The organism is Paracoccus sphaerophysae (assembly GCF_000763805.1).
Taxonomy (GTDB): Bacteria; Pseudomonadota; Alphaproteobacteria; order Rhodobacterales; family Rhodobacteraceae; genus Paracoccus; species Paracoccus sphaerophysae.
Genome location: NZ_JRKS01000048.1, coordinates 1 through 23,014 on the forward strand (window position 1 = coordinate 1; position 23,014 = coordinate 23,014).

Here is a 23,014-nt window from a genome sequence, read left to right on the forward strand (position 1 = left end):
CTGCCGGCCCCGCTGCCACGCCCCCGGCGTCAGCCCCGCTGTCGGCCGGTCCCCTCACGCCGCAGTCCGCCCGGGCCGACGTGGAACCGCCCGCGCCGGCGCATCACCCCGATCATCCCACCCTCACGGAGCAGCTCATGGACGCCCACCCCCTTCGGAACCTCCTGCGCGAGGCCATTCGCGACGAATTGCGCGGCGAGCTGGGCCAGCGCCTGGACGGCGACCTGCGCCGCATGGTCCGCGAGGAACTCGCCGCGGCGCTGACCGAGGCGTTCGGGCAGGCCGCCCGCTAGGCAGCGGACGGTGCAAGGGCGGCTCGGGCCGGACAAGCGGGCGGGCGCAGATGGCACGCGCGAAAGCCTCCGCGCCATATGACCCCGGCGAGCCACCCTTCCAAGGGATGCTCCGCCAGCTGCGGCTGCCTCGTCCGATCGGCCCGGACACTGTCGTCGCACGGCAACGTTCCGCCGGCCTGGTGCCCTCTCGAAGATGCGCCAGGCCAAGTCAGGCTGCGGTCGGGGCGCGGTTAGTTGCGGCGGGCCCGGACCCGGGGTCGGCGCATCTGAGACCCGCTCCGGCTGGGCCGACCGACGGCGCCCGGGCAGTCTCTGTGGCGCTCGGGCCCGCGGGGGCTGGCTTGGTTCCAAGGAACCCATGCGGCCGAACTGGGTGGCTCTCGATGACTTCGACTGTGGCCGGACCGAACCTGCGACGAGGTGCAGCCTGCCCTGCCCGGGCCCTGACCCGCCGCGCAGGTGCAGTTCGCTCGGCTTAACTCGACCGGTTCATTGCCGCCCGAGCGCGAGAGCGGTCACATCGGGGCCTCGGCCGCCTCCTCCCGTCTAGCCCGCGACCGACCCGCCCGACCGCGCGCCCCCTACAGATAATCCTCGGGATCGACGCTGTCGAAGCCCTGGCGGACCTCGAAATGGACGACGCCGCTGTTGCGGGCGGCGCCGATGCTCTGGCCGCGCTTGACGGTGTCGCCCTTGGCGACCGACAGCTTGTCGACCCCGGCATAGACCGTCATCAGCCCGCCATCGTGGCGCACCACGACGATGGGCACGCCGTCGGTGTCGCGGGTGACCGCGGCGACGGTGCCGCCGCCTGCGGCCGAGATCTGCGATCCGGGCGCGGCCGAGATGTCGATGCCCTCGTTCGTCCCCTTCTTGTAGGCCCGCACGATCGACCCGCTGGCCGGCATGGTGAACTTGCCGCTGCCCGACGCCGCGGTCCGCGTCTTGCCCAGATCGGGTGCATCGGCTTTCGGCGCGGGGGTGCTCGCCGGCTGGGTCTTTTCGTCGGGCAGCGGCTTCGACGCCGAGGGCGGCTGAGGCGTCGGCGAGCCGATGCCAGGCGCCGTCACCTGCGCCGTCGTGGTCGTGCCGCTGGCCGCCGGGACGGTCAGCTTCTGCCCGATCCGCACGTTCATCGCGTCGGACAGGCCGTTCGCCTGCGCCAGATCCTGCACGGACACGCCGTATTTCCGTGCGATCGACCACGCCGTCTCGCCCGAAACGACCGTGTGCGTTTGCGCTGTCGCGGCCCCCGCCGCCGGGGTCGCCGCCGGCTTGGCACCGCTCGCCTTGCCCCCGGTTGCCGGCGGAATGGCGGCGCTGGCGACGCCCTGCCCGGCGAAGGGATCGGTGACCTGCGCCGTCCCCCCCGCAGCCGTCCCTCCCGCAGCCGGGGCGCCCGCGGCCGGGGCCGCACCGCCGCCGCGCGGCCACTGGATGATCGGCATCGACAGCGTCGGGATCGCCCGCGACGTCGCCGGGCCCTGGCCCTGTCCCTGAGCCCCCGGCTGCGCGCAGCCGGCCAGCGCCAGCGCCAGCCCTGCGGCGGCGACCGTGCCCCGCCTTACCCCCGCAGCGCCGGGCTGCCTGAACCTCGTGACCATCTGCCCATCCTCATTCATTCGCGGGGGTCATGTCTGTCCCAACCCCTCGACCAGCGGCACGAACCGCACCTGCCGCATCTCGTCATAGGCGAAGCCCGTCTCTGTCCGCGTCACGCGGATCAGGGTCTGCACCGCGTCCGACTGCCCGACCGGCACCACCATGATACCGCCGACCTTCAGCTGCGACAACAACGGCCCCGGCGGGTCCTCGGCGGCAGCGGTCACCATGATGCGATCGAAGGGGGCCTGCTCCGGCAGCCCGAACGAGCCATCCGCCACCCGCGTGGTGATGTTGGTCAGCCCCAGCCGGCGGAACAGCTCCTCGGCCTCGGCCACCAGCCGGCGGTGGCGGTCCACGGTCAGCACCCGCCGGCACAGCACCGACAGGATCGCCGCCTGATAGCCCGAGCCGGTCCCGACCTCGAGTACCGTATCCCGCGGGCCGGGGTTCAGCGCCTGGGTCATCAGGCCCACGACCGAGGGCTGGCTGATGGTCTGGCCGCAGGCGATGGGCAGCGGCGTGTCCTCGTAGGCGCGGTCCTCGAAATGGCCGCGGACGAAGGCGCCGCGGTCGATCCGCTCCATCGCCGCCAGCACCCGCGGGTCGGTCACCCCGCGCGAGCGCAGCTGGAACAGGAACCGCATCTGCCGCTCGGCCCGGTCGCCATCAGCGACGCCATCAGAGGGCAGGTCGGGGCTGTCATCCTCGCCCGCCATCGCCTAGCCCTCGTCCAGGTCGCCGGCCAGCGCCTCGGTCGCGGCGCGGCAGGTCAGGTCGGGGCGCATCGGCGTGATGGTCGTATAGCCCGCCATCAGCGCCTCGACATCGCTGCCGGGAGTCGCCGGCGCGGTCTGCGGCCCGCCGCCGACCCACAGGAAGCGGCGGCCGTTCGGGGCGACATGGGGATGGACGCCAAAGCGCACCCCGCTGCGCCGGCCCTGCGGCGCGACGCGGATGCCCCGCATCCCGCCGCCCCCGACGGGCGGGAAATTCACGTTGTAGAACAGCGCAAAGTCGTCCTTGGCCGCCCAGGTCCCCCGGTCGAGCAGCGCCCGCACCACCCGCGCGCCATGCACCCGCGCGCAGTCGAACGGGTCGGTCAGCCGCGCCGTGGCAGCGCCCAGATACTGCGACAGCGCGATCGAGGGGATGCCCTGCAGCGCACCCTCCATCGCCGCCCCGATGGTGCCGGAATACATCACGTTCTCGCCGGCATTGTTGCCGCGGTTCACGCCCGACAGGATCAGGTCCGGGGGCGCATCGGCCATGATGTCGCCGATCGCGGCCAGCACGCAGTCGGCCGGGCTGCCCTCGGCCGCCCAGCGGCGGGGGGCGAGCTCGGCGATCAGCGTCGGGTGCGCATAGCTGATGCAATGGCCGACGCCGGATTGCTCGAAGGCCGGGGCGACGGTCCAGACCTCGCCGTCGGGTCCGGCTATCTCGGCCGCGATCTCGGCCAGGGCCTCGAGCCCCGGCGCGTTGATCCCGTCGTCGTTAGTGATGAGTATGCGCATCGCGTCCCCGGCCAGTCCTGCCCCTGCTTAGCCCCGTGGCGCGGTTCGGCGCAAGCAAGCCGCGAATCGGATTTGACCAAGCCGGCGCGGGCGGCAGGATGAGCCAAACCCGGGCAGCCATGCAGATCTTCCTTCCCATCGCCGAGGTTTCGGTGAACGCCCTCACGTTGATCGGGCTGGGCACGATCGTAGGCCTGATGAGCGGGCTGTTCGGCGTCGGCGGCGGCTTTCTCATCACGCCGCTGCTGTTCTTAATCGGCATCCCGCCGGCGATCGCGGTGGCGACCGGGGCGAACCAGGTCGTCGCCTCGTCGTTTTCCGGCGTGCTGGCGCATCTGCGCCGCAAGAGCGTCGATATCCCGATGGGCCTCGTGCTGCTGGTCGGCGGCATCGCCGGGTCGGCGCTGGGGGTCCTGGTCTTCAACCTGCTGCAGCGGCTGGGCCAGGTCGATCTGGTGGTGCAGCTCTGCCATGTCGTGTTCCTGGGCATCATCATGGTGCCGGCGATGATCTACCGGCTGGGGATGCCGACCACGGTCGTGATCGGCACCTCGCTGTTCCAGATCGCCGCGGTCAGCGCCTTCACCACGCTGATGCACGCGATCGGTTCCAACACCGTCGACATCATGCTGGCCGTGCTGCTGATCGTCGGCAAAGTCGTCGGCGCACAGGGCCAGCGCGCGTTTCACGACTTGCCCGGCGCGATCCGCGGCCAGGCCGGAGCGGCCGACGCCCGGCCGCCGGGATCATCGTCACCGTCGAGGGCCCCACCGCAGGGCGTCACCGTGCGCCGCAAGGACCGGGTCGCCGGCATCTGGGGCAACACCCAGGGCCTGCGGATCACGGCGGCGCCCGACTTCCATGTCGTCGCCAGCAGCGGGCGGCTGTCCCTGATGCTCGACCGGGACGAGGACGTGCGCTACCGCATCTCGCCGCCGCTGTCGGTGCGGGCGCTGGCGGTCGGGCAAGAGGTCGACGACGCCACCGCCTTTACCGGGGCGCTTCTTCGGGTGCGCGCCCAGTCGGAGCGCTGACCGGCTGGACGAGGGCTCGGTCCGGATCTTCGACGACAACCTGTTCCGCGCCGACATCCGGCTGCCCTCGAACCTGATCGAGGGCGATCACCGCGCCCGCATCTTCCTCGTCCGTGACGGCCGGGTGATCGACAGCGACCAGGCACCGATCCGGGTCCGCAAGGTCGGGCTGGAGCGCTGGCTGTACCGTTTGGCGATCGAGCGGCCGTTCCGGTACGGGCTGATGTCGCTGGCGATCGCGATGGCGGCGGGCCGGCTCGGCTCGCCGGCATTCCGCGCGATCCGGCCCGGCTGAGGGCTCACGTTGCCGTGTAGGCGGATCGGGCGGCCGGGGTCGGGCGTTCGGCTGCATATTGCAGAGGAGTTTCCCATGACCCGCACCTTCCGCATCGGCCTGATCGGCACCGCCGCGACGCTGCTGGCACTGCCGGCGCTGGCCCAGACCGCCCCCGCTTCCGACCCCCATGCCGCCCACGGCGCGCGCGCCGCTGCGGCCGCTCCGGCCAACGCGACCGAGGCCTTTGCCGCGGCGATGGAGAAGATGCACCAGGGCATGATGGTCACGCCGACCGGCGACGCCGACGTGGATTTCGTCCGCGGCATGATCGCGCACCACCAGGGGGCCATCGACATGGCCCGGATCCAGCTGGAATTCGGCAAGGACCCGCAACTGCGCAAGCTGTCCGAGGACATCATCGCCGCGCAGGAAAAGGAAATCGCTCAGATGCAGGCGTGGCTGGCAAAGAACGCCCCCGACGCCGCCAACGCCGACGCAGCCAAGATGGAATCGATCACCGCAAACCCGGCCACCGGCGCGCCGCCCAAGCCCTCGCCCGCCGGCACGCCCGAGCCGTCGCCGGCCGGCACGCCGACGCCGAAGCCCGCGAACTGAGCTTGTTCCAGCCCGCCGCCGTGCTGCGGCGGGCGATCTCGGCCGCCGCAGCGGCCACGCCGCCCGGCGCGTGCGGCAAGCCCAGCGCGGCCAGCCCCGCCTCGATCACCGCCAGCGTGCCCAGGTGCATATGCGCGCTGACATGACCCATATGGGCGATCCGCAGCGCATCGGAGGGTTCTGGCGCGCCCAGCCCGATGCCCAGCGTCAGCCCGGCCTGGCGTTCGGTCCAGCCGCGCAGCCGGTCGGCGCCTTTCAGCGCCACGGCGGTCACCGAGCGCCCCCGCTGCGCCGGATCGGCGATCTGGGCGCGGATTTCGCCGCCCTGCCCCCACGCGTCGAGCGCCGCCCAGGTCGCGGCGGCGAGCCCCTCGTGGCGGGTCCAGGCGGCTTCGAGGCCTTCCTCGTCCAGCAGCAGCGCCAGCGCCTCGGCGAGGCCATACAGGTGCTGGACCGGCGGCGTGCCGCCCCAGAACTGCCACAATTCGGCCGCCTTCGCCCGCGGGGTCCAGTCCCAATAGGGCGTCGCCGCCCCGCGTCCCGCGGCGACCTTGTCGGAGAACCACACGAAGGCGAGGCCCGGCGGCACCATCAGCCCCTTCTGGCTGGCCGAGACCAGCACGTCGACGCCCCAGTCGTCCATCCGCATCGGCTCGCAGCCCAGCGAGGCGATGGCATCGACCGCCAGCGCCGCCGGGTGATCGCCCATCGCGTCACGGATCGCAGGGATGTCCGAGCGGATCGAGCTTGCCGTGTCCACCTGGCAGACCAGCACGGCGCGGATCCTGCCCTCGCGGTCGGCGGCCAGCCGGTCGGCCAGCTGCTGCGGGTCGGGGGCGGTGAAGGGCGCGGCCTCGATCGTCTCGACCTCGACGCCGATGGCGCGGGCGGTCTCGGCCCAGCCGCGGCCGAAATGCCCCGCGACCAGCACCAGCGCGCGGTCGCCGGGGGCGAACAGGTTCATGTTCGCGGCCTCCCACGCGGCATGGCCGTTGCCGATATAGGCGGCGACGTGCTGGCGGGTGCCGGCGAGGCGGCGCAGGCCGACCATCAGCCGCTGGTTCAGATCGACCAGCTCGCCGCCATAGATGTCGGGCGAGGGCCGGTGCATCGCCCGCAGCACGCGGTCAGGGACCGGCGAGGGGCCGGGAATGGCAAGCACGGGACGGCCGGCGGCAAAGCTCATCATCTCACCTGGCGGATCGGAGTGGTCGGAAAGGTGGTAGGCCCGCGGCGGCGGCGCGTCCAGCCCGCGGCCCTCCCCTTCGGCCCTCCCGTGGGGCCGTCCCCGAGGCCGTCACAGCGTCATGAACATCCGCTGGAAGGCGAACCAGCAGGCGACGACGCCGACGACCGCCAGCCCCATCTGGCCCACGGCAAAGGCCCAGGCGGTGGCACCGAACACCGCGGCGGTCAGGATCAGGCGCAGGGCGAGCGGCCAGTGCGGCATCGCCTAGCCCTCGACCGGGACCATCGTCCCCAGCATGGTGGCGACGTGCTTGCGGCCCTTTGGCCCCTCGGCAAAGACGTCGCTGGCGACGACGACGATGCGGCGGCCGGGGCGCAGGACCCGGCCCTCGGCCACCAGCCGGTCGCCCACCGCGGGGGCGAGCAGATTGATCTTCATCTCGACCGTCACCACCTCGGCCCCCGCCGGCAGCACCGACAGCGCCGCATAGCCCGCCGCGCTGTCGCCCAGCGAGAACGCCAGCCCCGCATGGGCCGCGCCCTGCTGCTGCAGCACATGCGGCGCGATGGGCGCGCTGATCGTCACCGCGCCCTCGGCGGCGCGGTCCATCGCGGCGCCCAGCGTCTGCATCATCGTCTGGCGGCCAAAGCTGTCCCGCAACCGCGCTTCAATCTCATTCATCGAACAACCCCGTCTGCGCGGCGCGGGGCATGGAGAGCCCCAGGTGCCGCCACCCCAGCTGCCCCAGCATCCGGCCACGCGGGGTGCGCTGGATCAAGCCCTGCTGCAGCAGATAGGGCTCGATCACCTCCTCAATGGCGTCGCGGCTTTCCGACAGCGCCGCGGAAAGGGTTTCCACGCCGACCGGCCCGCCGCCGTAAAGTTCCGCCATTAGCGTCAGATAGCGGCGGTCGGCGCCGTCCAGCCCCAGGTCGTCCACCCCCAGCCGGGTCAGCGCCCGGTCGGCGATGGCGCGGTCCAGCCGGCCGTCGCCCTCGACCAGCGCAAAGTCCACCACCCGGCGCAGCAGCCGCCCGGCGATCCGGGGCGTTCCGCGGGCGCGCCGTGCGATCTCGCGCGTGCCGTCGGGGTCGGCCTTGATGCCCATCAGCCGGGCGCCGCGGGCGACGATCTGGTCCAGCTCCTCGACGGTATAGAACTGCAGCCGGGTCGGGATGCCGAAGCGGTCGCGCAGCGGCGTGGTCAGCAGCCCCAGCCGGGTGGTGGCGCCGACGAGCGTGAAGGGCTGCAGCTCGATCCGCACCGTGCGGGCGGCGGGGCCCTCGCCGATCACCAGGTCCAGCTCGAAATCCTCCATCGCCGGATACAGGATCTCCTCGACGGCCGGGTTCATGCGGTGGATCTCGTCGATGAACAGCACGTCGCGGGCGTCGAGATTGGTCAGGATCGCCGCCAGGTCCCCCGCCCGCGCCAGCACCGGGCCGCTGGTCATCTTGAAGTTCACCCCCAGCTCGCGCGCCATGATCTGCGCCAGCGTGGTCTTGCCCAAACCGGGCGGGCCGTGAAACAGCGTGTGGTCCATCGCCTGCCCGCGCATCCGCGCGCTGTCGATGAAGACCCGCAGGTTGGCCCGCGCCTCGGCCTGGCCGATGAACTCTTCAAGCTTCTGCGGGCGCAGGGCGCGATCCTCGGCATCGCCCTCGATCGGGTCGCCGCGCAGGGTCGGGTCGGGCTGGATCATAGCACGCCGGGCGTGCGGGTGCCGGCCAGTTCCGCCAGCCTGTCGATGCGCGACTGGGTCGGCGGGTGGGTGGCGAACAGCGCGTCCATTCGCATCCCCCCCAACGGGTTGATGATGAACATCGCCGCCGAGGCCGGGTTGCGTTCCGCCGGCACGTTCACCGTGCGGCCCGCCGCGTTGGCGATCTTGGCCAGCGCCGAGGCGAGCGCCAGCGGCTTGCCCATGATCTCGGCCCCGCGGCGGTCGGCGGAGTATTCGCGGGTCCGCGAGATCGCCATCTGGACGAGGCTCGCCGCCAAGGGCGCCACCAGCATCGCGATCAGCCCGCCCAGCCCCCCGCCGCGGCCGTCGCGGCTGCCCGAGAACATGAACATGTTGCCCAGCATGGCGATGGCGCCGGCCAGCGTAGCGGTCACGGTCATGGTCAGCGGGTCGCGGTTCTGGATATGGGCCAGCTCATGCGCGATCACCCCGGCGAGTTCGTCGCGGTTGAGGATCCGCAGCAGCCCCTGGGTCACCGCCACGGCCGAGTTTTCCGGGTTGCGCCCGGTGGCGAAGGCGTTGGGCTGATCGGTCGGCAGCAGATAGACCTTCGGCATCGGCAGCCCGGCATTGCCCGCGAGTTCCCGCACCAGCGCCAGCAGCTCGGCCCCGTTCTGCTCGGTCACCGGCACGGCATTGTGCTGTCGCAGCACGGCCTTGTCGCTGTTCCACCAGGCCCAGATGTTGCCGGCGCCGGCAAAGACCAGCGCCATGATCGCGCCGCCCTGCCCGCCCAGCAGCCAGCCCAGCCCCATCAGCAGCGCGGTCATCGCCGCCATCAGGATGAAGGTCCGCATATTTCCCATGCCCGGCTCTCCTAATCCTTTGGCGCCAAAGACTTGAGCGCCGCACGGATCAACGCCGCGGTTGCGGCGTCGGGTTCCGTAGCGGCAGCCTCGGCCACAGCAGCGGCGGCTTCGGAGGGACCATAGCCAAGATTGGTCAGCGCCGACAGCGCCTCGGCCGAGGCGGCGGCGCTGCGGGGGACGGCAGGCGTCTTGCGCGGGGCGGCGGCAGGGGCGTCATCCTCGATCACCGCGCCCACGTCCACGGTCAGGCTGCCGCCCATCGCGATGACCTGCGGGGCCTTGTCCTTCAGTTCCAGCACCACCCGCTGGGCCAGCTTCGGGCCGATCCCGGGCGCCTTGCGGACGGCCGACCAGTCGCCCAGCGCGATGGCCCGGCCCACGCCCTCGGGGCCGAGCGTGCCGAGGATCGCGAGGCTCGCCTTGGCGCCGATCCCCTGCACCGAGGTCAGCAGCCGGTGCCATTCCTTTTCCAGCAGGGTCGGAAAGCCGAAGAGCTGCAGCAGATCCTCGCGCACCAGCAGGTCGGTGTACAGCGCCGCCGCCTCGCCCACCCGGGGCAGGCTGGCGGCGGTGCGTTCGCTGACATGGACGATGTAGCCCACCCCGCGCACGTCGATCAGGACGTGGTCGGCGGCGCGGTGCAGGATCACCCCGGCGATGCGGCCGATCATGCGCGGCCCCTCATGCCACCACCTTGATCCGCAGCGACCGGCTTTGCAGGTGCCGCGCGTGGCAGATGGCGATGGCCAGCGCGTCGGCCGCGTCCGCACCGGCCAGCGTCACGCCGGGGAGCGTGAACCGGACCATGTGTTCCACCTGCTGCTTTTGCGCGTGGCCGACGCCGACGATCGCCTTCTTGACCGCGTTGGGGGCGTATTCCCCGACCTCGAGCCCCGCCTGCGCCGGCGCCAGCAGCGCGATGCCGCGCGCCTGGCCCAGCTTGAGCGTGCCCACGGCGTCCTTGTTGACGAAGGTCTGTTCCACCGCCGCCGCGTCCGGCGCGTGCGCCGCGATGACCGCGACCAGCCCGCGATGCAGGTCGCACAGCCGCGCGGCGAGGCTGACGCCCTGGGACCGGATGATCCCGTTCGCGACATGGGCGATGCGCGAGCCGTCTGCGACGATCACGCCCCACCCCATGTTCACCAGCCCGGGGTCGATGCCCAGAACCCTCATGCCTGCTGTCCCGCCTTGTTTTCCAGACGGCTAGCACGAAACGCGAACATCGCCTAGCGGGAATTCGCCGTTTGCTTGACACCCCGCCCGGCGCTTGGGAAACCGGACAAAACGGGGGGAATGATGTCGCCAGCCTTGATCGTTGCGCTGCCGTTTCTCGGGGCGCTTCTCCCCGGATTGATGGTGCGCGCGGGCCGGACCGCGGCGGCCATCGCCTGCGGTTCGGCCACCGCGCTCGCGCTCCTGGGGCTGCTGCTGCACGTCCCTGCGATCCGCGCTGGCGAGGCGATCGCCACCCGCATCCCGTGGATGCCGCAGATCGGGATGAACGCCGATTTCCGCATCGACGGGCTGGGGCTGCTGTTCGGCATCCTCATCCTGGGGATCGGGCTGCTGATCATCCTCTATGCCCGGTTCTACCTGTCGCGCAAGGACGCGGCGGGGCCGTTCTTCACTTATCTGATGCTGTTCCAGGGCGCGATGACGGGCATCGTGCTGTCCGACAACATCCTGATGATGCTGGTCTTCTGGGAGCTGACTTCGCTGTCCTCCTTCCTGCTGATCGGGTTCTGGAAGCACCTGCCCGAAGGCCGCCAGGGCGCCCGCATGGCGCTGACCGTGACCGGGATGGGGGGGCTCGCCATGATCGCGGGCTGCCTGATCCTGGGCCAGGTCGCCGGGTCCTACCGGCTGAGCGAGATCGTCCAGCAGCGCGCGGCGATCCAGGGCTCGGCCTGGTATCTGCCGGCGCTGGTGCTGATCCTGATCGGGGCGTTCACCAAGTCGGCGCAGTTCCCGTTCCATTTCTGGCTGCCGCGCGCGATGGCCGCCCCCACCCCGGTCAGCGCCTATCTGCACTCGGCCACGATGGTGAAGGCCGGGCTGTTCCTGATGGCGCGGCTGTGGCCGGCGCTGGCGGGAACGCCCGAATGGTTCGGAATCGTCGCCACGGTGGGGCTGGTGACGATGCTGGTCGGCGCGGTGATCGCGCTGTTCCAGGACGACCTCAAGGGGCTGCTGGCCTATTCGACGGTCAGCCATCTGGGCCTCATCACCATGCTGCTGGGCTTCGGGACCGAGGAGGCCGCCGTCGCCGCCGTCTTCCACATCATCGCCCATGCGACCTTCAAGGCCGCGCTGTTCATGTCGGCCGGGATCATCGACCACGAGGCGCATACGCGCTCCATCGCCCGGCTGGGCGGGCTGCGGACGCTGATGCCGCTGACCTTCGGGATCGTGCTGATCGCCTCGCTGTCGATGGCGGGGATTCCGCCGTTCAGCGGCTTCATCTCGAAAGAGCTGATGCTGGAAAACGCCAGCCACGCCACGCTGGGCGGGATGCCGCGGCTGGTGGGAGGGGTGGCGACGCTGGCGTCGTTGTTTTCGGTCGCCTATTCGCTGCGGATGATCGCGCATGTATTCCTGGGGCCGGTGCGCGACGACTATCCGGCCAAGCCGCATGATCCGGGGATCGGGCTGTGGCTTGGGCCGGCGCTGCTGGCGGCGCTGGTCGTGGTGATCGGGATTGCCCCGAACCTGACCGTGGGCTGGCTGGTCGAGACCGCCGCGGCGGCGATCACCGGCGCCCATCCCCACCCGCATTTCGCGCTGTGGCACGGGGTCACCCCGGCGCTGCTGATGTCGGCGGCGGCCGTGGTCGGCGGCGCGGTGCTGCTGGCGCTGTGGCGGCCCGCCGACGGGCTGCGCCTGGCGCTGCCGCGGCCCGACGCCAAGGCCATCTTCGACAGCATGACCGACACCACCCAAGCCTGGGCCGCGCGGCTGACCAACGGGGTCACGGACGGGTCGATGTCGCGGGCGCTGGCGCTGTTCATGCTGACCGCCACCGCCTGCGGCTTTGCCGCCTGGCACACCGGCCGCGCGGGGCCGGAAATCCGGCCGCTGCTGCCGGTCAGCCCGGTCGCCTTCATCGGCTGGTTGATGCTGATGGTCGCCACCGGCACGATGGTCGCGGTCCACCGCCGGCGCATCCTCGCGCTGGTGCTGGTCGGCATCATCGGGCTGATCGTCAGCTGCGCCTTCGTCTATCTGTCCGCCCCCGACCTTGCCCTGACCCAGATCACCGTCGAGGTCGTCACGGTGATCCTGCTGCTGCTCGCGCTGAACTTCCTGCCCAAGCGGACGGTGCTGGACACCGGCAACGTCAAGCGCGGCGCCGATGCCTTCGTCGCGTCGCTGACCGGGCTGGGGGTCGGCATCCTCGCCTATGCGATCATGCGGCGTGACTTCGCCTTCCCGTCGATCGCGGGCTACATGCTGGACAACAGCTACAAGCTGGGCGGCGGGGACAACGTGGTGAACGTGATCCTGGTCGATTTCCGCGGCTATGACACCTATGGCGAGATCACCGTGCTGGGGATCGCCGCGCTGACGATCTTTGCGCTGACCGAGACGCTGCTGGCAGGCCGCTCGGGCACCCGGCTGCGGAACTGGGTCCACGACATGCGGCGGGCGGGCGACCGCCACCCGTTGATGCTGGTGGTGGCGACGCGGGTGGTGCTGCCGATCTCGCTGGTGGTGGGGCTCTATATCTTCCTGCGCGGCCACAACGCGCCGGGCGGCGGCTTCATCGCCGGGCTGATCGTGTCGGTGGCGCTGGTCATGCAGTACATGGCCTCGGGCTTTGCCTGGGCGCAGGAACGCCAGAACATCCCCTATCACGCGCTGATCGGGCTGGGCGTCCTGTGCGCCGGGATCACCGGGGCCGGGGCGTGGTTCGCGGGCAAGCCGTTCCTGACCTCGGCCTTCGGCTATTTCCACCTGGTCGGGGTCGAGCCGTTCGAGCTGGCCACCGCGATGGGCTTTGACACCGGGGTGTTCCTGTGCGTCGTCGGCGCCGTCATGCTGGCGCTGAACTCGCTCAGCCGGATCGCCCGGCAGGCCGGGCAGAAGGTCAACGTCCACCCGATGGACATCCAGTTCGGGGGGGAACGCTGATGGAAATCCTGGTCGCCACGGCCATCGGCTTCATGACCGCCGCCGGGGTCTATCTGACCCTGCGCAAGCGCACCTTCGCGGTCGTGCTGGGCATGACGCTGCTGAGCTATGCCACCAACCTGTTCCTGTTCGTCACCGGCCGGCTGGTGATCGACCAGCCGCCGATCCTGCAGAAGGGGGTCGAGAGTTATACCGACCCGCTGCCGCAGGCGCTGGTGCTGACCGCCATCGTGATCTCGTTCGGGATGACGGCGGTGGTGGTGATGATGGCGCTGGGGGCGTTCCTGGAAGGCGGCGACGACCATGTCGACCTGCCCGCCACGGACCGGCGCGAGCCGCGCCCGCGCCCGGCTCAGGACGAGGGCGCGCGATGAACCACTGGCTCGTCGCCCCCGTCGTCCTGCCCGCCTTCGTCGGCCCGCTGATCGTGCTGGGGATGCGGCACGACCTGGTGCTGCAGCGCGTCGCCTCGGTCGCGGCCACCGCCGCGCAGCTGGCCATCGCCATCTGGCTGATGACCCAGGCCGCGGGCGGCGAGGTGCAGGTCAATCGCTTGGGCAACTGGGCCGCGCCCTTCGGCATCGTGCTGATGCTGGACCGGCTGGCGGCGCTGATGCTGGTGCTGACCGGAGTGCTGGCGCTGGTCGTCCAGCTATACGCCATCGGCTCGGGCTGGGACCGCAAGGGCTGGCATTTCCACGCCCTGTGGCAGTTCCAGCTGATGGGGATCAACGGCGCCTTCCTGACCGGAGACGCCTTCAACCTGTTCGTCTTCTTCGAGATCCTGCTGATCGCGAGCTATGGCCTGATGATCCACGGCGGCGGCGAGATGCGGCTGCGCGCGGGCGTCCAGTACATCGTCTACAACCTCGCCGGGTCGTCGCTGTTCCTGGCCGCGCTGGGGACGATCTATGCCGTCACCGGCACGCTGAACATGGCCGACCTGTCGGTCCGGGTGGCGCAGATGCCGGCCGGGGACACCGCGCTGCTGCGGGTGGGCGCGGTGCTACTGATGCTGGTCTTTGCGGTCAAAGCGGCGTTGGTGCCGCTGCATTTCTGGCTGCCCTCGACCTATGCCCGCGCGCCGGGGCCGGTGGCGGCGCTGTTCGCGATCATGACCAAGGTCGGGGTCTACGGGATCATCCGCTTCTTCATGCTGGTCTTTCCGGCTGACAGCGCCATCGAGCGCTTCGCCGCCGACATCCTGCTGCCCGCCGCGCTCATCACCCTGATCGTGGGGCAGCTTGGCATCCTCGGGTCGCGGCACCTGGGCCGGATCGCAGCCTTTGCGGCGCTGGGGTCTGTCGGCACGCTGATGATCGCCATCGCCCAGTTCCGGCTGCCCGGGCTGGCGGCGGGGATCTGGTACATGATCCATTCGACCCTGGCCGCCGGGGCGCTGTTCCTGGTCGTGGACCTGATCGGGTCGCGCCGGCAGGGCGGCAGCCTGTGGCTGCGGCCGATGCCCCCCATCGCGCAGGGCGGCATCGTCGCGGCGCTGTTCTTTGCCGCCGCGATCGGCATCGCCGGGCTGCCGCCGCTGTCGGGCTTTCCGGGCAAGCTCGCCATCCTGCAGGCGACCCGTTATTCGGCCGACACGCTGCTGATCTGGACGACGATCCTGGTGACCACGCTGCTGGCGATCTACGGGTTGTCGCGGGCGGGGTCGATGGTGTTCTGGCGCGCCTATGAACACGGCACCGACCCGGCCCGGCTGGACCATTCGCACGACGCGCAGCGGCCGCTGCCGCCCAAGGTGGAACCCGACGAGCCGGTGCAGGACGTGGCCGACGCGGCCTCGCCCGCGCTGGCCCTGACCGCCGCCGGGGCACTGGTGGCGGGGATGGTGCTGCTGACGGTGCTGGCCGGGCCGGTGATGGACTACGCCCAGGCGACCGCCCGGCAGCTCGCCGACCCGATGCCCTATATCGAGGCGGTGCTGGTCCGGCAGGAGGGCACGAAATGATTCGCCGCATCCTGCCGCACCCGGTGCTGTCGCTGGTCGTGGCCCTCGTCTGGCTGCTGCTGGTGAACCGCTTTGCCTGGGGATCGCTGGTCTTCGCGCTGATCCTCGGGCTGGTGGTCCCTGCCGCCACGGCGCCCTATTGGCCGCACCGCGCGCGGATCGGCAGCCCGGCCAAGATCGTGGCCTATGTCGCCATCGTCATCTGGGACATCGTCAAGGCCAACATCGCCGTCGCCCGGATCGTGCTGTTCCTGCCCAAGCGGGACCTGCGCCCCTGCTGGCTGCCCGTGCCCCTGGACCTGACCTCGCCCGAGGCGATCACGGTGCTGGCCGGCACCATCACCCTGACCCCCGGCACCGTCAGCTGCGACCTGTCCGAGGACGGCCGCGCGCTGCTGGTCCATTGCCTGCACGCGCCCGACCCGGCGTCGGTGCTGGACGAGATCAAGACCCGCTACGAGGCCCGCCTGAAGGAGATCTTCCGTTGAGCCCGCTTCTCGACATGGCGCTGCTGTTCGCCTTCGGCTGCTTCGGCCTGGCGCAGCTCTGCTGCCTCTACCGTGTGGTCTTTGCCCCCGGCCTGTCCGACCGGGTGCTGGCGCTGGACACGATGGCGATCAACATGATCGCGCTGCTGACCCTGTTCGGCATCCGCGAGGGCACCGCGATGTATTTCGAGGCGACGATGCTGTTCGCGATGGTCGGCTTCGTGTCGACCGTGGCCTATGCCAAGTTCGTGCTGCGCGGGGACATCATCGAATGAGCGCGCTGGGCGAGATCGTGATCGCCGTCCTGCTGGTGATCGGCGGAGGCTTCGGCCTGGTGGGCGGCTGGGGGCTGGTGCGGCTGCCCGACCCGATGACCCGGCTGCACGCGCCGACCAAGGCGGCCACGCTGGGCGTGGGCGCGGTGCTGGTCGCCTCGATGGCGACGATGTGGTTCCGCTTCGGCATCCTCAGCTGGCACGAATTCCTGATCGCGCTGTTCCTTTTCCTGACTGCGCCGGTCACCGGGCTGTTCATCGCCAAGGCGCACATGCACCTGTCGTGGAAGCGCGAGGAACTGCCCCCGCCCGCGCCGGGCGCGGACTGGGCCACCTATGGCGACAGCGCCGCCGAAAGCCCGATGGTCGCGGCCCTCGAGGAACCCCGCCGCAGCGAATGAGGCTCGCTCAGCGCCGCAGATGGGCGGCGCGGTGCCCCCTCCGCTAGCGCCGCGGATGCGCGGCGCGATGGACCGCCAGCAGATGCGCGTCATCGACGCCGGTATAGACCTGCGTGGTGGACAGGCTGGCATGGCCGAGCAATTGCTGGATGGTGCGCAGATCGCCCCCCGCAGCCAGCAGATGGGTGGCAAAACTGTGGCGCAGCGCGTGCGGGGTGGCGGTCTCGGGCAGGCCCAGCGACTGACGCAGCGTGGCCATCGCCGACTGGATCGGCGCCTGCCCCAGCCGCCCGCCCCGCACGCCACGAAACAGCGGATCGCCGGGGCCCAGCGGCCACGGGCATTGCCGCAGATAGGCGGCGACCGCCTGCCGCGCCACCGGCAGCACCGGGACCACCCGCTCCTTGCCGCCCTTGCCGCGGATCCGCAGCGCCTCGCCAAAGGGCCAGTCGCGCCCGTCCAGCGCCAGCGCCTCTGAGATCCGCAGGCCGAGGCCATAGAGCAGCGTCAGGACCGCCGCGTCGCGGGCGGCGACCCAGGGCGTGCGATGGCCCTCGCGGGCCAGTTCCAGCACGGCGCGGGCCTGGTCGGGCGCGACCGGGCGCGGCAGGCTGCGGCGATAGCGCGGGCTGCGCGAGGACAGCGCCCGGCTGGCGTCGAACCCCTCGCGGTCGGACAGCCAGCGCAGGAAGGACCGCACCGCCGACATCCGTCGCGCCAGGCTGCGCGCCGACAGGCCGCGGGCGCGTTCCGCGGCGGCAAAGCCGCGCATGTCGGACTGGGTCAGCGCGCCCAGCGTGCCGGGCAGCGCCGGTGTGGCGTGATGGCCACCTAGAAAGGACAAGAAGGCCAGCAGGTCGCCCTGATAGGCGGTGATGGTGTGGTCCGACCGGCCGCGCACGGCCCGTTCGCTGTCCAGCCAGCGGGCCAGCGCATCCGCCATCGCCGGTGCAAGCGCCAGCGGGGCGGGGGCTGCGGTCATTCCCGCAGCCAGCCGATCAGCACCAGCCGGAAGGCCTGGGCAAAGAACCGCAGCAGGTCGGTGCCGTGGGCGGGCGAGAACCGGGTCGGGTCCAGCGACCCCATGACCAGCAGCGCCGGGCGGCGGCCGGGGCCCAGGTCCAGCGGCAGCAGCGCCTCGGACGCGACCTCGGTGCCGTGGACGGCGCGGGTCTCGGCGCTGGCGCGGCGCAACACGATGTCGTCGCCCCGCGGCGCCTTGCGGCCGGCGGCGATCATGCGGCTGACGCTGCCCTCGGGCATCACGACCAGCGGCCCGGTATCGGCGCCGGCGGGGGCGCCATCGACGGCCTCCATCACGAGCTTCAGCGTTTCCACCCGCAGCGCCGGGGCGACGTCGGTTTCGAGCGTTTCCAGGAAGGCCGCGAAATCCATCGGTTCCAGCAGCGACAGCACCGCGCGGTGGATGACCTGCGTGCCCGACTGGTTTTCATAGGCGGCCGAGATCACGCTTTCATGCGCCGTCTCGAGCCGGTCCAGCCGATGCTCCAGCGCCTCCATCGCGCGGCCGCGGATGTCGACGACGTTGTCGCCGAGGTCCGCCTCGCGCGCCGCGACCAGGGCCCGCATCAGTTCGCGGTCGCCCAGAATCAGCGCCGGATCGGCCAGCAGCCGGTCGCGCACCGTGTCGTCCAGGGGACCGGCGGCGGGGGCCGGCGCGGGCTCAGGCGCAGCGGCGGGCTCGGCCGTCGGCGCCTCAGAGTCGGTCGACTCGCTCATGCGCCGATCTTCTGGCCAGTCTTGGCCCAGTCGGCGGTGAACTGTTCCAGCCCCTTGTCGGTCAGCACGTGGTTCGCCATCGCCTTGATGACCGCGGGCGGCGCGGTGATGACGTCGGCGCCGATGCGGGCGCATTCGATGATGTGGTTGACCGACCGGATCGAGGCGGCCAGCAGGTTCGTCTCGAACCCGTAATTGTCATAGATCTGGCGGATGTCGGCGATCAGCTCCATCCCGTCCAGCCCGATATCGTCCAGCCGGCCGATGAAGGGCGAGATGAAGGTCGCTCCCGCCTTGGCCGCGAGGATCGCCTGCGCCGAGGTGAAGCACAGCGTCACGTTGACCATGTGCCCCTCGTCGGTCAGCGCCTTGCAGGCCTTGAGCCCGTCCCAGGTCAGCGGCACCTTGACGGTGACGTTGGGGGCCAGCGCGGCCAGGTGCTTGCCCTCGCGGATCATGTCGTCGGCCTTGTCCGACACCACCTCGGCCGACACCGGGCCGGGCACCAGGTCGCAGATCTCCCTGGTGACTTCCAGGATGTCACGGCCGGACTTGAGGATCAGCGAGGGGTTGGTCGTGACCCCGTCCACCATCCCCAGTTCGTGCAGTTCGCGGATCGCGGCGATGTCGGCGGTATCGACGAAGAATCTCATGGGTCGCTCCTGGCTGGGTCGGGCCCCGGTCTAGACCGGATCGGTCGGGGCGAAAAGCCCGATGCACCCTTGCCACGATCCCGCGCCGGCCCTATCTGCGCACGCGCATCGCAGAGGGCACCGCAGGGGGACAGGATGGAACGGGCATTCGAGCGGCTGATCTTTGCCTCGCGCTGGCTGATCGCGCCGATGTATCTGGGGCTGATCGCGGTCCTTGGCATGATGGTCGTCGTGTTCCTGCGCCAGACCGCCTATTACATCCCGCAGGCGCTGACCATGACGGCGGAAACCGCGATCCTGGCGGCGCTGTCGCTGATCGACCTGACGCTGGCGGCGAACCTGCTGCTGATCGTGATCTTCTCGGGCTACGAGAACTTCGTCTCGCGCCTCGACTTGGGCGACGATGCCGAACGCCCTGCCTGGATGGGGACGGTCGATTTCTCGGGGCTGAAGATGAAGCTGATCGCCTCGATCGTGGCGATCTCGGCCATCGACCTGCTCAAGCGGTTCATGGAACTGGGCCGCCCCGGCAGCGAGCCGCTGGCCGACCGCGAGTTGGCCTGGCTGGTCACCATCCACGTCGTGTTCGTCGTCTCGGGCCTGCTGCTGGCCGCGATGGACTGGCTGATCGCCCGCAGCGGCAAGAAATCAGGCGGCGCCTGAGCCCCTGGCCCCCGGCGTCAGGGCGTCAGCCCGTCGGGCTCGGGCAGCCCGTGGACCCGGGCCGTCGCGGTCAGGGTGTTGGCCAGCAGGCAGGCGATGGTCATCGGCCCGACCCCGCCGGGCACCGGGGTGATCGCGCCGGCCACGCGCCGCGCGGCGTCGAAATCGACGTCGCCAACCAGCCCCGCCTCGGTCCGGTTGATCCCTACGTCGATCACCGCCGCGCCGGGCTTGATCCAGTCGCCCTGCACAAAGCGCGGCCGCCCCACCGCCGCGACGACAATATCGGCGCGCCGGCACAGGTCCGGCAGGCCCTGGGTCCGCGAATGCGCCACCGTCACGGTCGCGCTGTCGGCCAGCAGCAGCTGCGCCATCGGCTTGCCGACGATGTTCGACCGCCCGATCACCAGCGCGTCCTTGCCGCCCAGGGGTCCCAGCCGGTCGCGCAGCATCATCAGGCAGCCCAGCGGGGTGCAGGGCACCATCGCCCTCTGCCCCGTCGCCAGCCGCCCGACATTCAGCACCGTGAACCCGTCCACGTCCTTTTCCGGCGAGATCGCGTTGATGACCGCCGCCTCGTCGATATGCGCCGGCAGCGGCAGCTGCACGAGGATGCCGTTCACCGCCGGATCGCCGTTCAGCCGCGCCACCAGCGCCAGCAGGTCGGCCTGCGACACCTCCGCGGGCAGCCGATGCTCAAAGCTCTCCATCCCGACCTCGCAAGCGGCCTTGCCCTTGTTGCGCACATAGACGGCCGAGGCCGGGTCCTCGCCCACCAGCACCACGGCAAGGCCGGGGGTGACGCCATGCGCGGCCTTCAGTGCCGCCACCTCGCCAGCGATCCGGGCACGCAGGCGGGCAGCGAATGCCTTGCCGTCGATCAGTTCAGCACCCATCGGTTTCCCCCAGCGCCCGCGCTTCCTGCGCGATGAAATGCTCCATCATCACCCGCCACAGCGCCTCGGCCAGATCGGGATCAAAGCCCGCCGCCACGGCATTGCGCCGGGCGTTGGCGGCGACCTGTTCGACCCGGTCCGGGATCCGCGCCGGCAGGCCGGCGTCCGCCTTGATCTGCGCCGCCCGGTCGATCAGCGCCGAGCGATAGGCGAGCGTCCCCGCAAGCTCGCGGTCCACCGCGTCGATGGCGGCGCGCAGCGCGTCCATGTCGGGCAGCGAGGCGGGATCGGGACGGTCCATCATGGCCGGCTGATTGCCCGCCCGGGGCGCGCGTTGCAACCCCGCTGCGTGTTACCGAACGAAAAACCCCGGCCGCAGCGGGCCGGGGTCGGGTCTCGTCGTCAGGCCCGGATCAGGCCGAGGGCATGGGCGCCGGACTGCCGCCCGCGGGCGGGACCCGCGGCACCGCCGGGATCGAGGGGATCGCCGAGGGCGGGGTGTCGTCGTCGCCACCCAGCGCGTCGCCGCGGATGACCTTGCCGATTTCCTCACCGGTCAGCGTCTCGTATTCCAAGAGACCCCGGGCCAGGCGCTCGAACTGCTCTTCCTTCTCGATCAGGATGCGGCGGGCCTCGGCGTAGCCTTCCTCGATCAGGTCGCGGACCTCCTGCTCGATCAGTTCCTTGGTCGAGGCGCTGACCGAGAACCCGCCGGTGTTGCCCTGATAGCCCTCATGCGCCTCGGCATAGTCCACCGCGCCGACCTTGTCGGACATCCCCCAGCGCATCACCATCGCACGGGCCAGCGCGCTGGCCTGCTGGATGTCGCCAGCAGGACCGTTCGAGACACCCTCTTCACCATACTTGATGATCTCGGCCGCCTTGCCGGCCATGGTCATGGCGATGCGCTGCTTGGCCTCGTCCTTGTGCATGTTCAGCCGGTCCATCTCGGGCAGGCTGACCACCATGCCCAGTGCACCGCCCCGAGGGATGATCGTGGCCTTGTAGACCGGGTCGCACTTGGGCAGCGACAGCCCGACGATGGCGTGGCCGGCCTCGTGATAGGCGGTCTTTTCCTTCTGCTCGGGCGTCAGGACCATGCTGCGGCGTTCCACCCCCAGCATCACCTTGTCCTTGGCGTTCTCGAAATCCTCCATCGTGACGAACTTGCGCCCGATCCGCGCGGCCGTCAGCGCGGCCTCGTTCACCAGGTTCATCAGATCCGCCCCGGAAAAGCCCGGAGTCCCCCGCGCGATGATCCGCAGATCGACGTCCGGCCCCTGCGGCACCTTGCGGGCGTGGACGTTGAGGATCTTCTCGCGCCCCTTGATGTCGGGGTTGGGCACGTGGATCTGCCGGTCAAAGCGGCCGGGGCGCAGCAGCGCCGGGTCCAGCACGTCCTTGCGGTTCGTGGCAGCGATGATGATGACACCCTCGTTCGCCTCGAACCCGTCCATCTCGACCAGAAGCTGGTTCAGCGTCTGCTCGCGCTCGTCGTTGCCGCCGCCGATGCCGACACCGCGGGCGCGGCCCACCGCGTCGATCTCGTCGATGAAGACGATGCAGGGGGCGGATTTCTTGGCCTGCTCGAACATGTCGCGGACGCGGCTGGCGCCGACGCCCACGAACATCTCGACGAAGTCCGAACCCGAAATGGTGAAGAACGGCACCCCCGCCTCACCCGCGATTGCGCGGGCGAGCAGGGTCTTGCCCGTCCCAGGAGGGCCGACCAGCAGCGCGCCTTTCGGGATCTTGCCGCCGAGGCGCGAGAACTTCTGCGGGTTGCGCAGGAACTCGACGATCTCCTCGAGCTCCTCCTTGGCCTCGTCGATGCCGGCGACGTCGTCGAAGGTCACCCGGCCGTGCTTTTCGGTGAGCAGTTTGGCCTTGGACTTGCCGAAGCCCATCGCCCCGCCTTTGCCGCCGCCCTGCATCCGGTTCATCATGAAGATCCAGACGCCGATCAGAAGGATGAAGGGCAGCCACACGCCCAGCAGCGACATGAAGCCGGACTGCTGCTGGCGCTCGACCTTGACCTCGACGTCCTTGGTCAGCAGCCGGTCGGCCAGGTCCTCGCCCAGCGGGCGCACGGTGACATAGCGCTTGCCGTCCTTGCCCACGACGACGACGGTTTCGCCGTCGATCGTGGCCGACGCGACCTGGCCGTCATCGACCCGCCGGATAAAGTCGGAATAGCTGATCTGGGTGCTGTTCATCTGGGCGCCGTCGCCCCCGAAGGCGTTGAAAAGCGCCAGGATCATCAGGAACAGGACCACCCAGAAGGCGATGTTGCGCGCGTTGCCCAAGGGCATGTCCTCCGCGAGGATGAAAGAGAGTCCGAGGGAAAATAGGCGCTCGGCCGCCCGGTATCAATGCGCCCGCAGGAGAGCGACGAAATCCGCCAGCCCGCGCAGCGGCCGGGCGACGATCCCGCCGTCGTCCCCGTCCAGCAGCGGCACGATGACGCGCCCCCCGGCGACGATGGCCGGCGAGGACAGCACCGCCGCGCGCGGCAGCCCGCAGCCGCGCCAGTGCCGCCCGGCCAGGTCCGAGGGCAGGACCGCCCGAATCGCGGCGCCCGGGGGGGCCACGATCTGCCACCGCGCGTCCCAGATCATCTTCTGTCCCGAAATATCCCGGGGTCCGGGGCAGCGCCCCGGCTGCGTTGCCGCGGGCTCGCGCAGGAACTCGACCCACGCTCCGTCGGCGCGGGCG

25 protein-coding genes and 4 pseudogenes are annotated in these 23,014 nt (G+C 70.7%); 12 read left to right on the forward strand and 17 right to left on the reverse strand.

The features are described from left to right. A pseudogene (locus tag IC63_RS18860) lies at nucleotides 1-293 on the forward strand (hypothetical protein); the annotation flags it as partial. Between the two features lie 584 nt (nucleotides 294-877). On the opposite strand, the gene IC63_RS12470 reads toward IC63_RS18860, so the two are convergent. The 3 genes from IC63_RS12470 to surE are packed head-to-tail and all read right to left on the reverse strand — an operon-like array spanning nucleotide 878 to nucleotide 3,415. Beyond that, the gene (locus IC63_RS12470) at nucleotides 878-1,900 is read right to left on the reverse strand and encodes a M23 family metallopeptidase (RefSeq protein ID WP_232222604.1); all 1,023 of its coding nucleotides are present in this window, start codon (nucleotides 1,898-1,900) and stop codon (nucleotides 878-880) included. Between the two features lie 27 nt (nucleotides 1,901-1,927). Next, on the reverse strand, nucleotides 1,928-2,617 hold the full coding sequence (locus IC63_RS12475) for a protein-L-isoaspartate(D-aspartate) O-methyltransferase (RefSeq protein ID WP_036720877.1): 690 nt from the start codon (nucleotides 2,615-2,617) through the stop codon (nucleotides 1,928-1,930). A 3-nt stretch (nucleotides 2,618-2,620) separates the two neighbouring features. Continuing rightward, nucleotides 2,621-3,415, reverse strand: a complete 795-nt coding sequence (surE, locus tag IC63_RS12480; RefSeq protein ID WP_036720878.1) for a 5'/3'-nucleotidase SurE — start codon at nucleotides 3,413-3,415, stop codon at nucleotides 2,621-2,623. 119 nt (nucleotides 3,416-3,534) lie between these two features. Between surE and IC63_RS18865 the strand changes: the two are divergent. The 4 genes and pseudogenes from IC63_RS18865 to copM all read left to right on the forward strand — a co-directional run. Further along, nucleotides 3,535-4,104: pseudogene (locus IC63_RS18865) on the forward strand (sulfite exporter TauE/SafE family protein); the annotation flags it as partial. Between the two features lie 84 nt (nucleotides 4,105-4,188). Then, nucleotides 4,189-4,449 (forward strand): annotated as a pseudogene (locus tag IC63_RS19110) (TIGR02186 family protein); the annotation flags it as partial. Between the two features lie 4 nt (nucleotides 4,450-4,453). Next, nucleotides 4,454-4,744, forward strand: coding sequence for a TIGR02186 family protein (locus IC63_RS19115; RefSeq protein ID WP_084115820.1), 291 nt, complete (start codon nucleotides 4,454-4,456; stop codon nucleotides 4,742-4,744). Nucleotides 4,745-4,819: 75 nt separating this feature from the next. Beyond that, complete coding sequence (copM, locus tag IC63_RS12495; protein WP_084115822.1) at nucleotides 4,820-5,341, forward strand: CopM family metallochaperone; 522 nt, start codon at nucleotides 4,820-4,822, stop codon at nucleotides 5,339-5,341. Here copM and IC63_RS12500 read toward each other — a convergent pair. The 7 genes from IC63_RS12500 to ruvC form a co-directional block, all read right to left on the reverse strand. Then, nucleotides 5,241-6,527 carry a pyridoxal-phosphate-dependent aminotransferase family protein gene (locus IC63_RS12500; RefSeq protein WP_084115826.1) on the reverse strand — a complete coding sequence of 429 codons (1,287 nt, stop codon included), beginning with the start codon at nucleotides 6,525-6,527 and terminating at the stop codon, nucleotides 5,241-5,243. The genes copM and IC63_RS12500 overlap by 101 nt on opposite strands. 111 nt (nucleotides 6,528-6,638) lie before the next feature. Next, nucleotides 6,639-6,791, reverse strand: a complete 153-nt coding sequence (locus IC63_RS18165; RefSeq protein WP_156965470.1) for a hypothetical protein — start codon at nucleotides 6,789-6,791, stop codon at nucleotides 6,639-6,641. A 3-nt stretch (nucleotides 6,792-6,794) separates the two neighbouring features. After that, entirely contained in the window at nucleotides 6,795-7,211 is a 417-nt protein-coding gene (locus IC63_RS12505; protein WP_036720879.1) for a PaaI family thioesterase, read from the reverse strand. After that, complete coding sequence (gene ruvB / locus IC63_RS12510; RefSeq protein WP_036720880.1) at nucleotides 7,204-8,232, reverse strand: Holliday junction branch migration DNA helicase RuvB; 1,029 nt, start codon at nucleotides 8,230-8,232, stop codon at nucleotides 7,204-7,206. The genes IC63_RS12505 and ruvB overlap by 8 nt, the downstream gene beginning before the upstream one ends. Continuing rightward, complete coding sequence (locus IC63_RS12515) at nucleotides 8,229-9,080, reverse strand: M48 family metalloprotease (protein ID WP_036720881.1); 852 nt, start codon at nucleotides 9,078-9,080, stop codon at nucleotides 8,229-8,231. Before IC63_RS12515 ends, ruvB begins: the two co-directional genes overlap by 4 nt. Before the next feature lie 11 nt (nucleotides 9,081-9,091). Beyond that, on the reverse strand, nucleotides 9,092-9,754 hold the full coding sequence (gene ruvA / locus IC63_RS12520; protein WP_036720882.1) for a Holliday junction branch migration protein RuvA: 663 nt from the start codon (nucleotides 9,752-9,754) through the stop codon (nucleotides 9,092-9,094). A gap of 10 nt (nucleotides 9,755-9,764) precedes the next feature. Continuing rightward, the gene (ruvC, locus tag IC63_RS12525) at nucleotides 9,765-10,259 is read right to left on the reverse strand and encodes a crossover junction endodeoxyribonuclease RuvC (protein WP_036720883.1); all 495 of its coding nucleotides are present in this window, start codon (nucleotides 10,257-10,259) and stop codon (nucleotides 9,765-9,767) included. 123 nt (nucleotides 10,260-10,382) lie between these two features. Here ruvC and IC63_RS12530 point away from each other — a divergent pair, with 123 nt between their 5' ends. The 6 genes from IC63_RS12530 to IC63_RS12555 are packed head-to-tail and all read left to right on the forward strand — an operon-like array spanning nucleotide 10,383 to nucleotide 16,347. Further along, complete coding sequence (locus tag IC63_RS12530) at nucleotides 10,383-13,217, forward strand: monovalent cation/H+ antiporter subunit A (RefSeq protein WP_036720899.1); 2,835 nt, start codon at nucleotides 10,383-10,385, stop codon at nucleotides 13,215-13,217. Beyond that, nucleotides 13,217-13,591 carry a Na+/H+ antiporter subunit C gene (locus IC63_RS12535; RefSeq protein WP_036720884.1) on the forward strand — a complete coding sequence of 125 codons (375 nt, stop codon included), beginning with the start codon at nucleotides 13,217-13,219 and terminating at the stop codon, nucleotides 13,589-13,591. The genes IC63_RS12530 and IC63_RS12535 overlap by 1 nt, the downstream gene beginning before the upstream one ends. After that, nucleotides 13,588-15,183 (forward strand): monovalent cation/H+ antiporter subunit D, encoded by a 1,596-nt coding sequence (locus IC63_RS12540; RefSeq protein ID WP_036720885.1) that lies wholly within the window; start codon nucleotides 13,588-13,590, stop codon nucleotides 15,181-15,183. Before IC63_RS12535 ends, IC63_RS12540 begins: the two co-directional genes overlap by 4 nt. After that, nucleotides 15,180-15,671 (forward strand): Na+/H+ antiporter subunit E, encoded by a 492-nt coding sequence (locus IC63_RS12545; protein ID WP_036720886.1) that lies wholly within the window; start codon nucleotides 15,180-15,182, stop codon nucleotides 15,669-15,671. Before IC63_RS12540 ends, IC63_RS12545 begins: the two co-directional genes overlap by 4 nt. A gap of 14 nt (nucleotides 15,672-15,685) precedes the next feature. Next, entirely contained in the window at nucleotides 15,686-15,946 is a 261-nt protein-coding gene (locus IC63_RS12550; RefSeq protein WP_036720887.1) for a K+/H+ antiporter subunit F, read from the forward strand. Continuing rightward, complete coding sequence (locus IC63_RS12555; RefSeq protein ID WP_036720888.1) at nucleotides 15,943-16,347, forward strand: Na+/H+ antiporter subunit G; 405 nt, start codon at nucleotides 15,943-15,945, stop codon at nucleotides 16,345-16,347. Before IC63_RS12550 ends, IC63_RS12555 begins: the two co-directional genes overlap by 4 nt. Before the next feature lie 43 nt (nucleotides 16,348-16,390). On the opposite strand, the gene IC63_RS12560 is transcribed toward IC63_RS12555, so the two are convergent. The 3 genes from IC63_RS12560 to fsa are packed head-to-tail and all read right to left on the reverse strand — an operon-like array spanning nucleotide 16,391 to nucleotide 18,740. After that, nucleotides 16,391-17,329 (reverse strand): tyrosine recombinase XerC, encoded by a 939-nt coding sequence (locus tag IC63_RS12560; RefSeq protein WP_036720889.1) that lies wholly within the window; start codon nucleotides 17,327-17,329, stop codon nucleotides 16,391-16,393. Continuing rightward, the gene (locus tag IC63_RS12565) at nucleotides 17,326-18,087 is read right to left on the reverse strand and encodes a DUF484 family protein (protein ID WP_084115824.1); all 762 of its coding nucleotides are present in this window, start codon (nucleotides 18,085-18,087) and stop codon (nucleotides 17,326-17,328) included. Before IC63_RS12565 ends, IC63_RS12560 begins: the two co-directional genes overlap by 4 nt. After that, complete coding sequence (gene fsa, locus IC63_RS12570; protein WP_036720890.1) at nucleotides 18,084-18,740, reverse strand: fructose-6-phosphate aldolase; 657 nt, start codon at nucleotides 18,738-18,740, stop codon at nucleotides 18,084-18,086. Before fsa ends, IC63_RS12565 begins: the two co-directional genes overlap by 4 nt. 135 nt (nucleotides 18,741-18,875) lie before the next feature. Between fsa and IC63_RS12575 the strand changes: the two genes are divergently transcribed. Beyond that, on the forward strand, nucleotides 18,876-19,403 hold the full coding sequence (locus tag IC63_RS12575; RefSeq protein ID WP_036720891.1) for a TIGR00645 family protein: 528 nt from the start codon (nucleotides 18,876-18,878) through the stop codon (nucleotides 19,401-19,403). Between the two features lie 17 nt (nucleotides 19,404-19,420). Here the strand turns inward: IC63_RS12575 and folD are convergent, their stop codons facing one another. The 4 genes and pseudogenes from folD to IC63_RS12595 all read right to left on the reverse strand — a co-directional run. Next, nucleotides 19,421-20,299 carry a bifunctional methylenetetrahydrofolate dehydrogenase/methenyltetrahydrofolate cyclohydrolase FolD gene (gene folD, locus IC63_RS12580; protein WP_036720892.1) on the reverse strand — a complete coding sequence of 293 codons (879 nt, stop codon included), beginning with the start codon at nucleotides 20,297-20,299 and terminating at the stop codon, nucleotides 19,421-19,423. Continuing rightward, nucleotides 20,289-20,603: a chorismate mutase gene (locus tag IC63_RS12585; RefSeq protein ID WP_036720893.1), complete on the reverse strand. Its 315-nt coding sequence runs from the start codon at nucleotides 20,601-20,603 to the stop codon at nucleotides 20,289-20,291. The genes folD and IC63_RS12585 overlap by 11 nt, the downstream gene beginning before the upstream one ends. 109 nt (nucleotides 20,604-20,712) lie before the next feature. Beyond that, entirely contained in the window at nucleotides 20,713-22,605 is a 1,893-nt protein-coding gene (gene ftsH, locus IC63_RS12590) for an ATP-dependent zinc metalloprotease FtsH (RefSeq protein WP_036720901.1), read from the reverse strand. 63 nt (nucleotides 22,606-22,668) lie between these two features. Further along, a pseudogene (locus IC63_RS12595) lies at nucleotides 22,669-23,014 on the reverse strand (hypothetical protein); the annotation flags it as partial.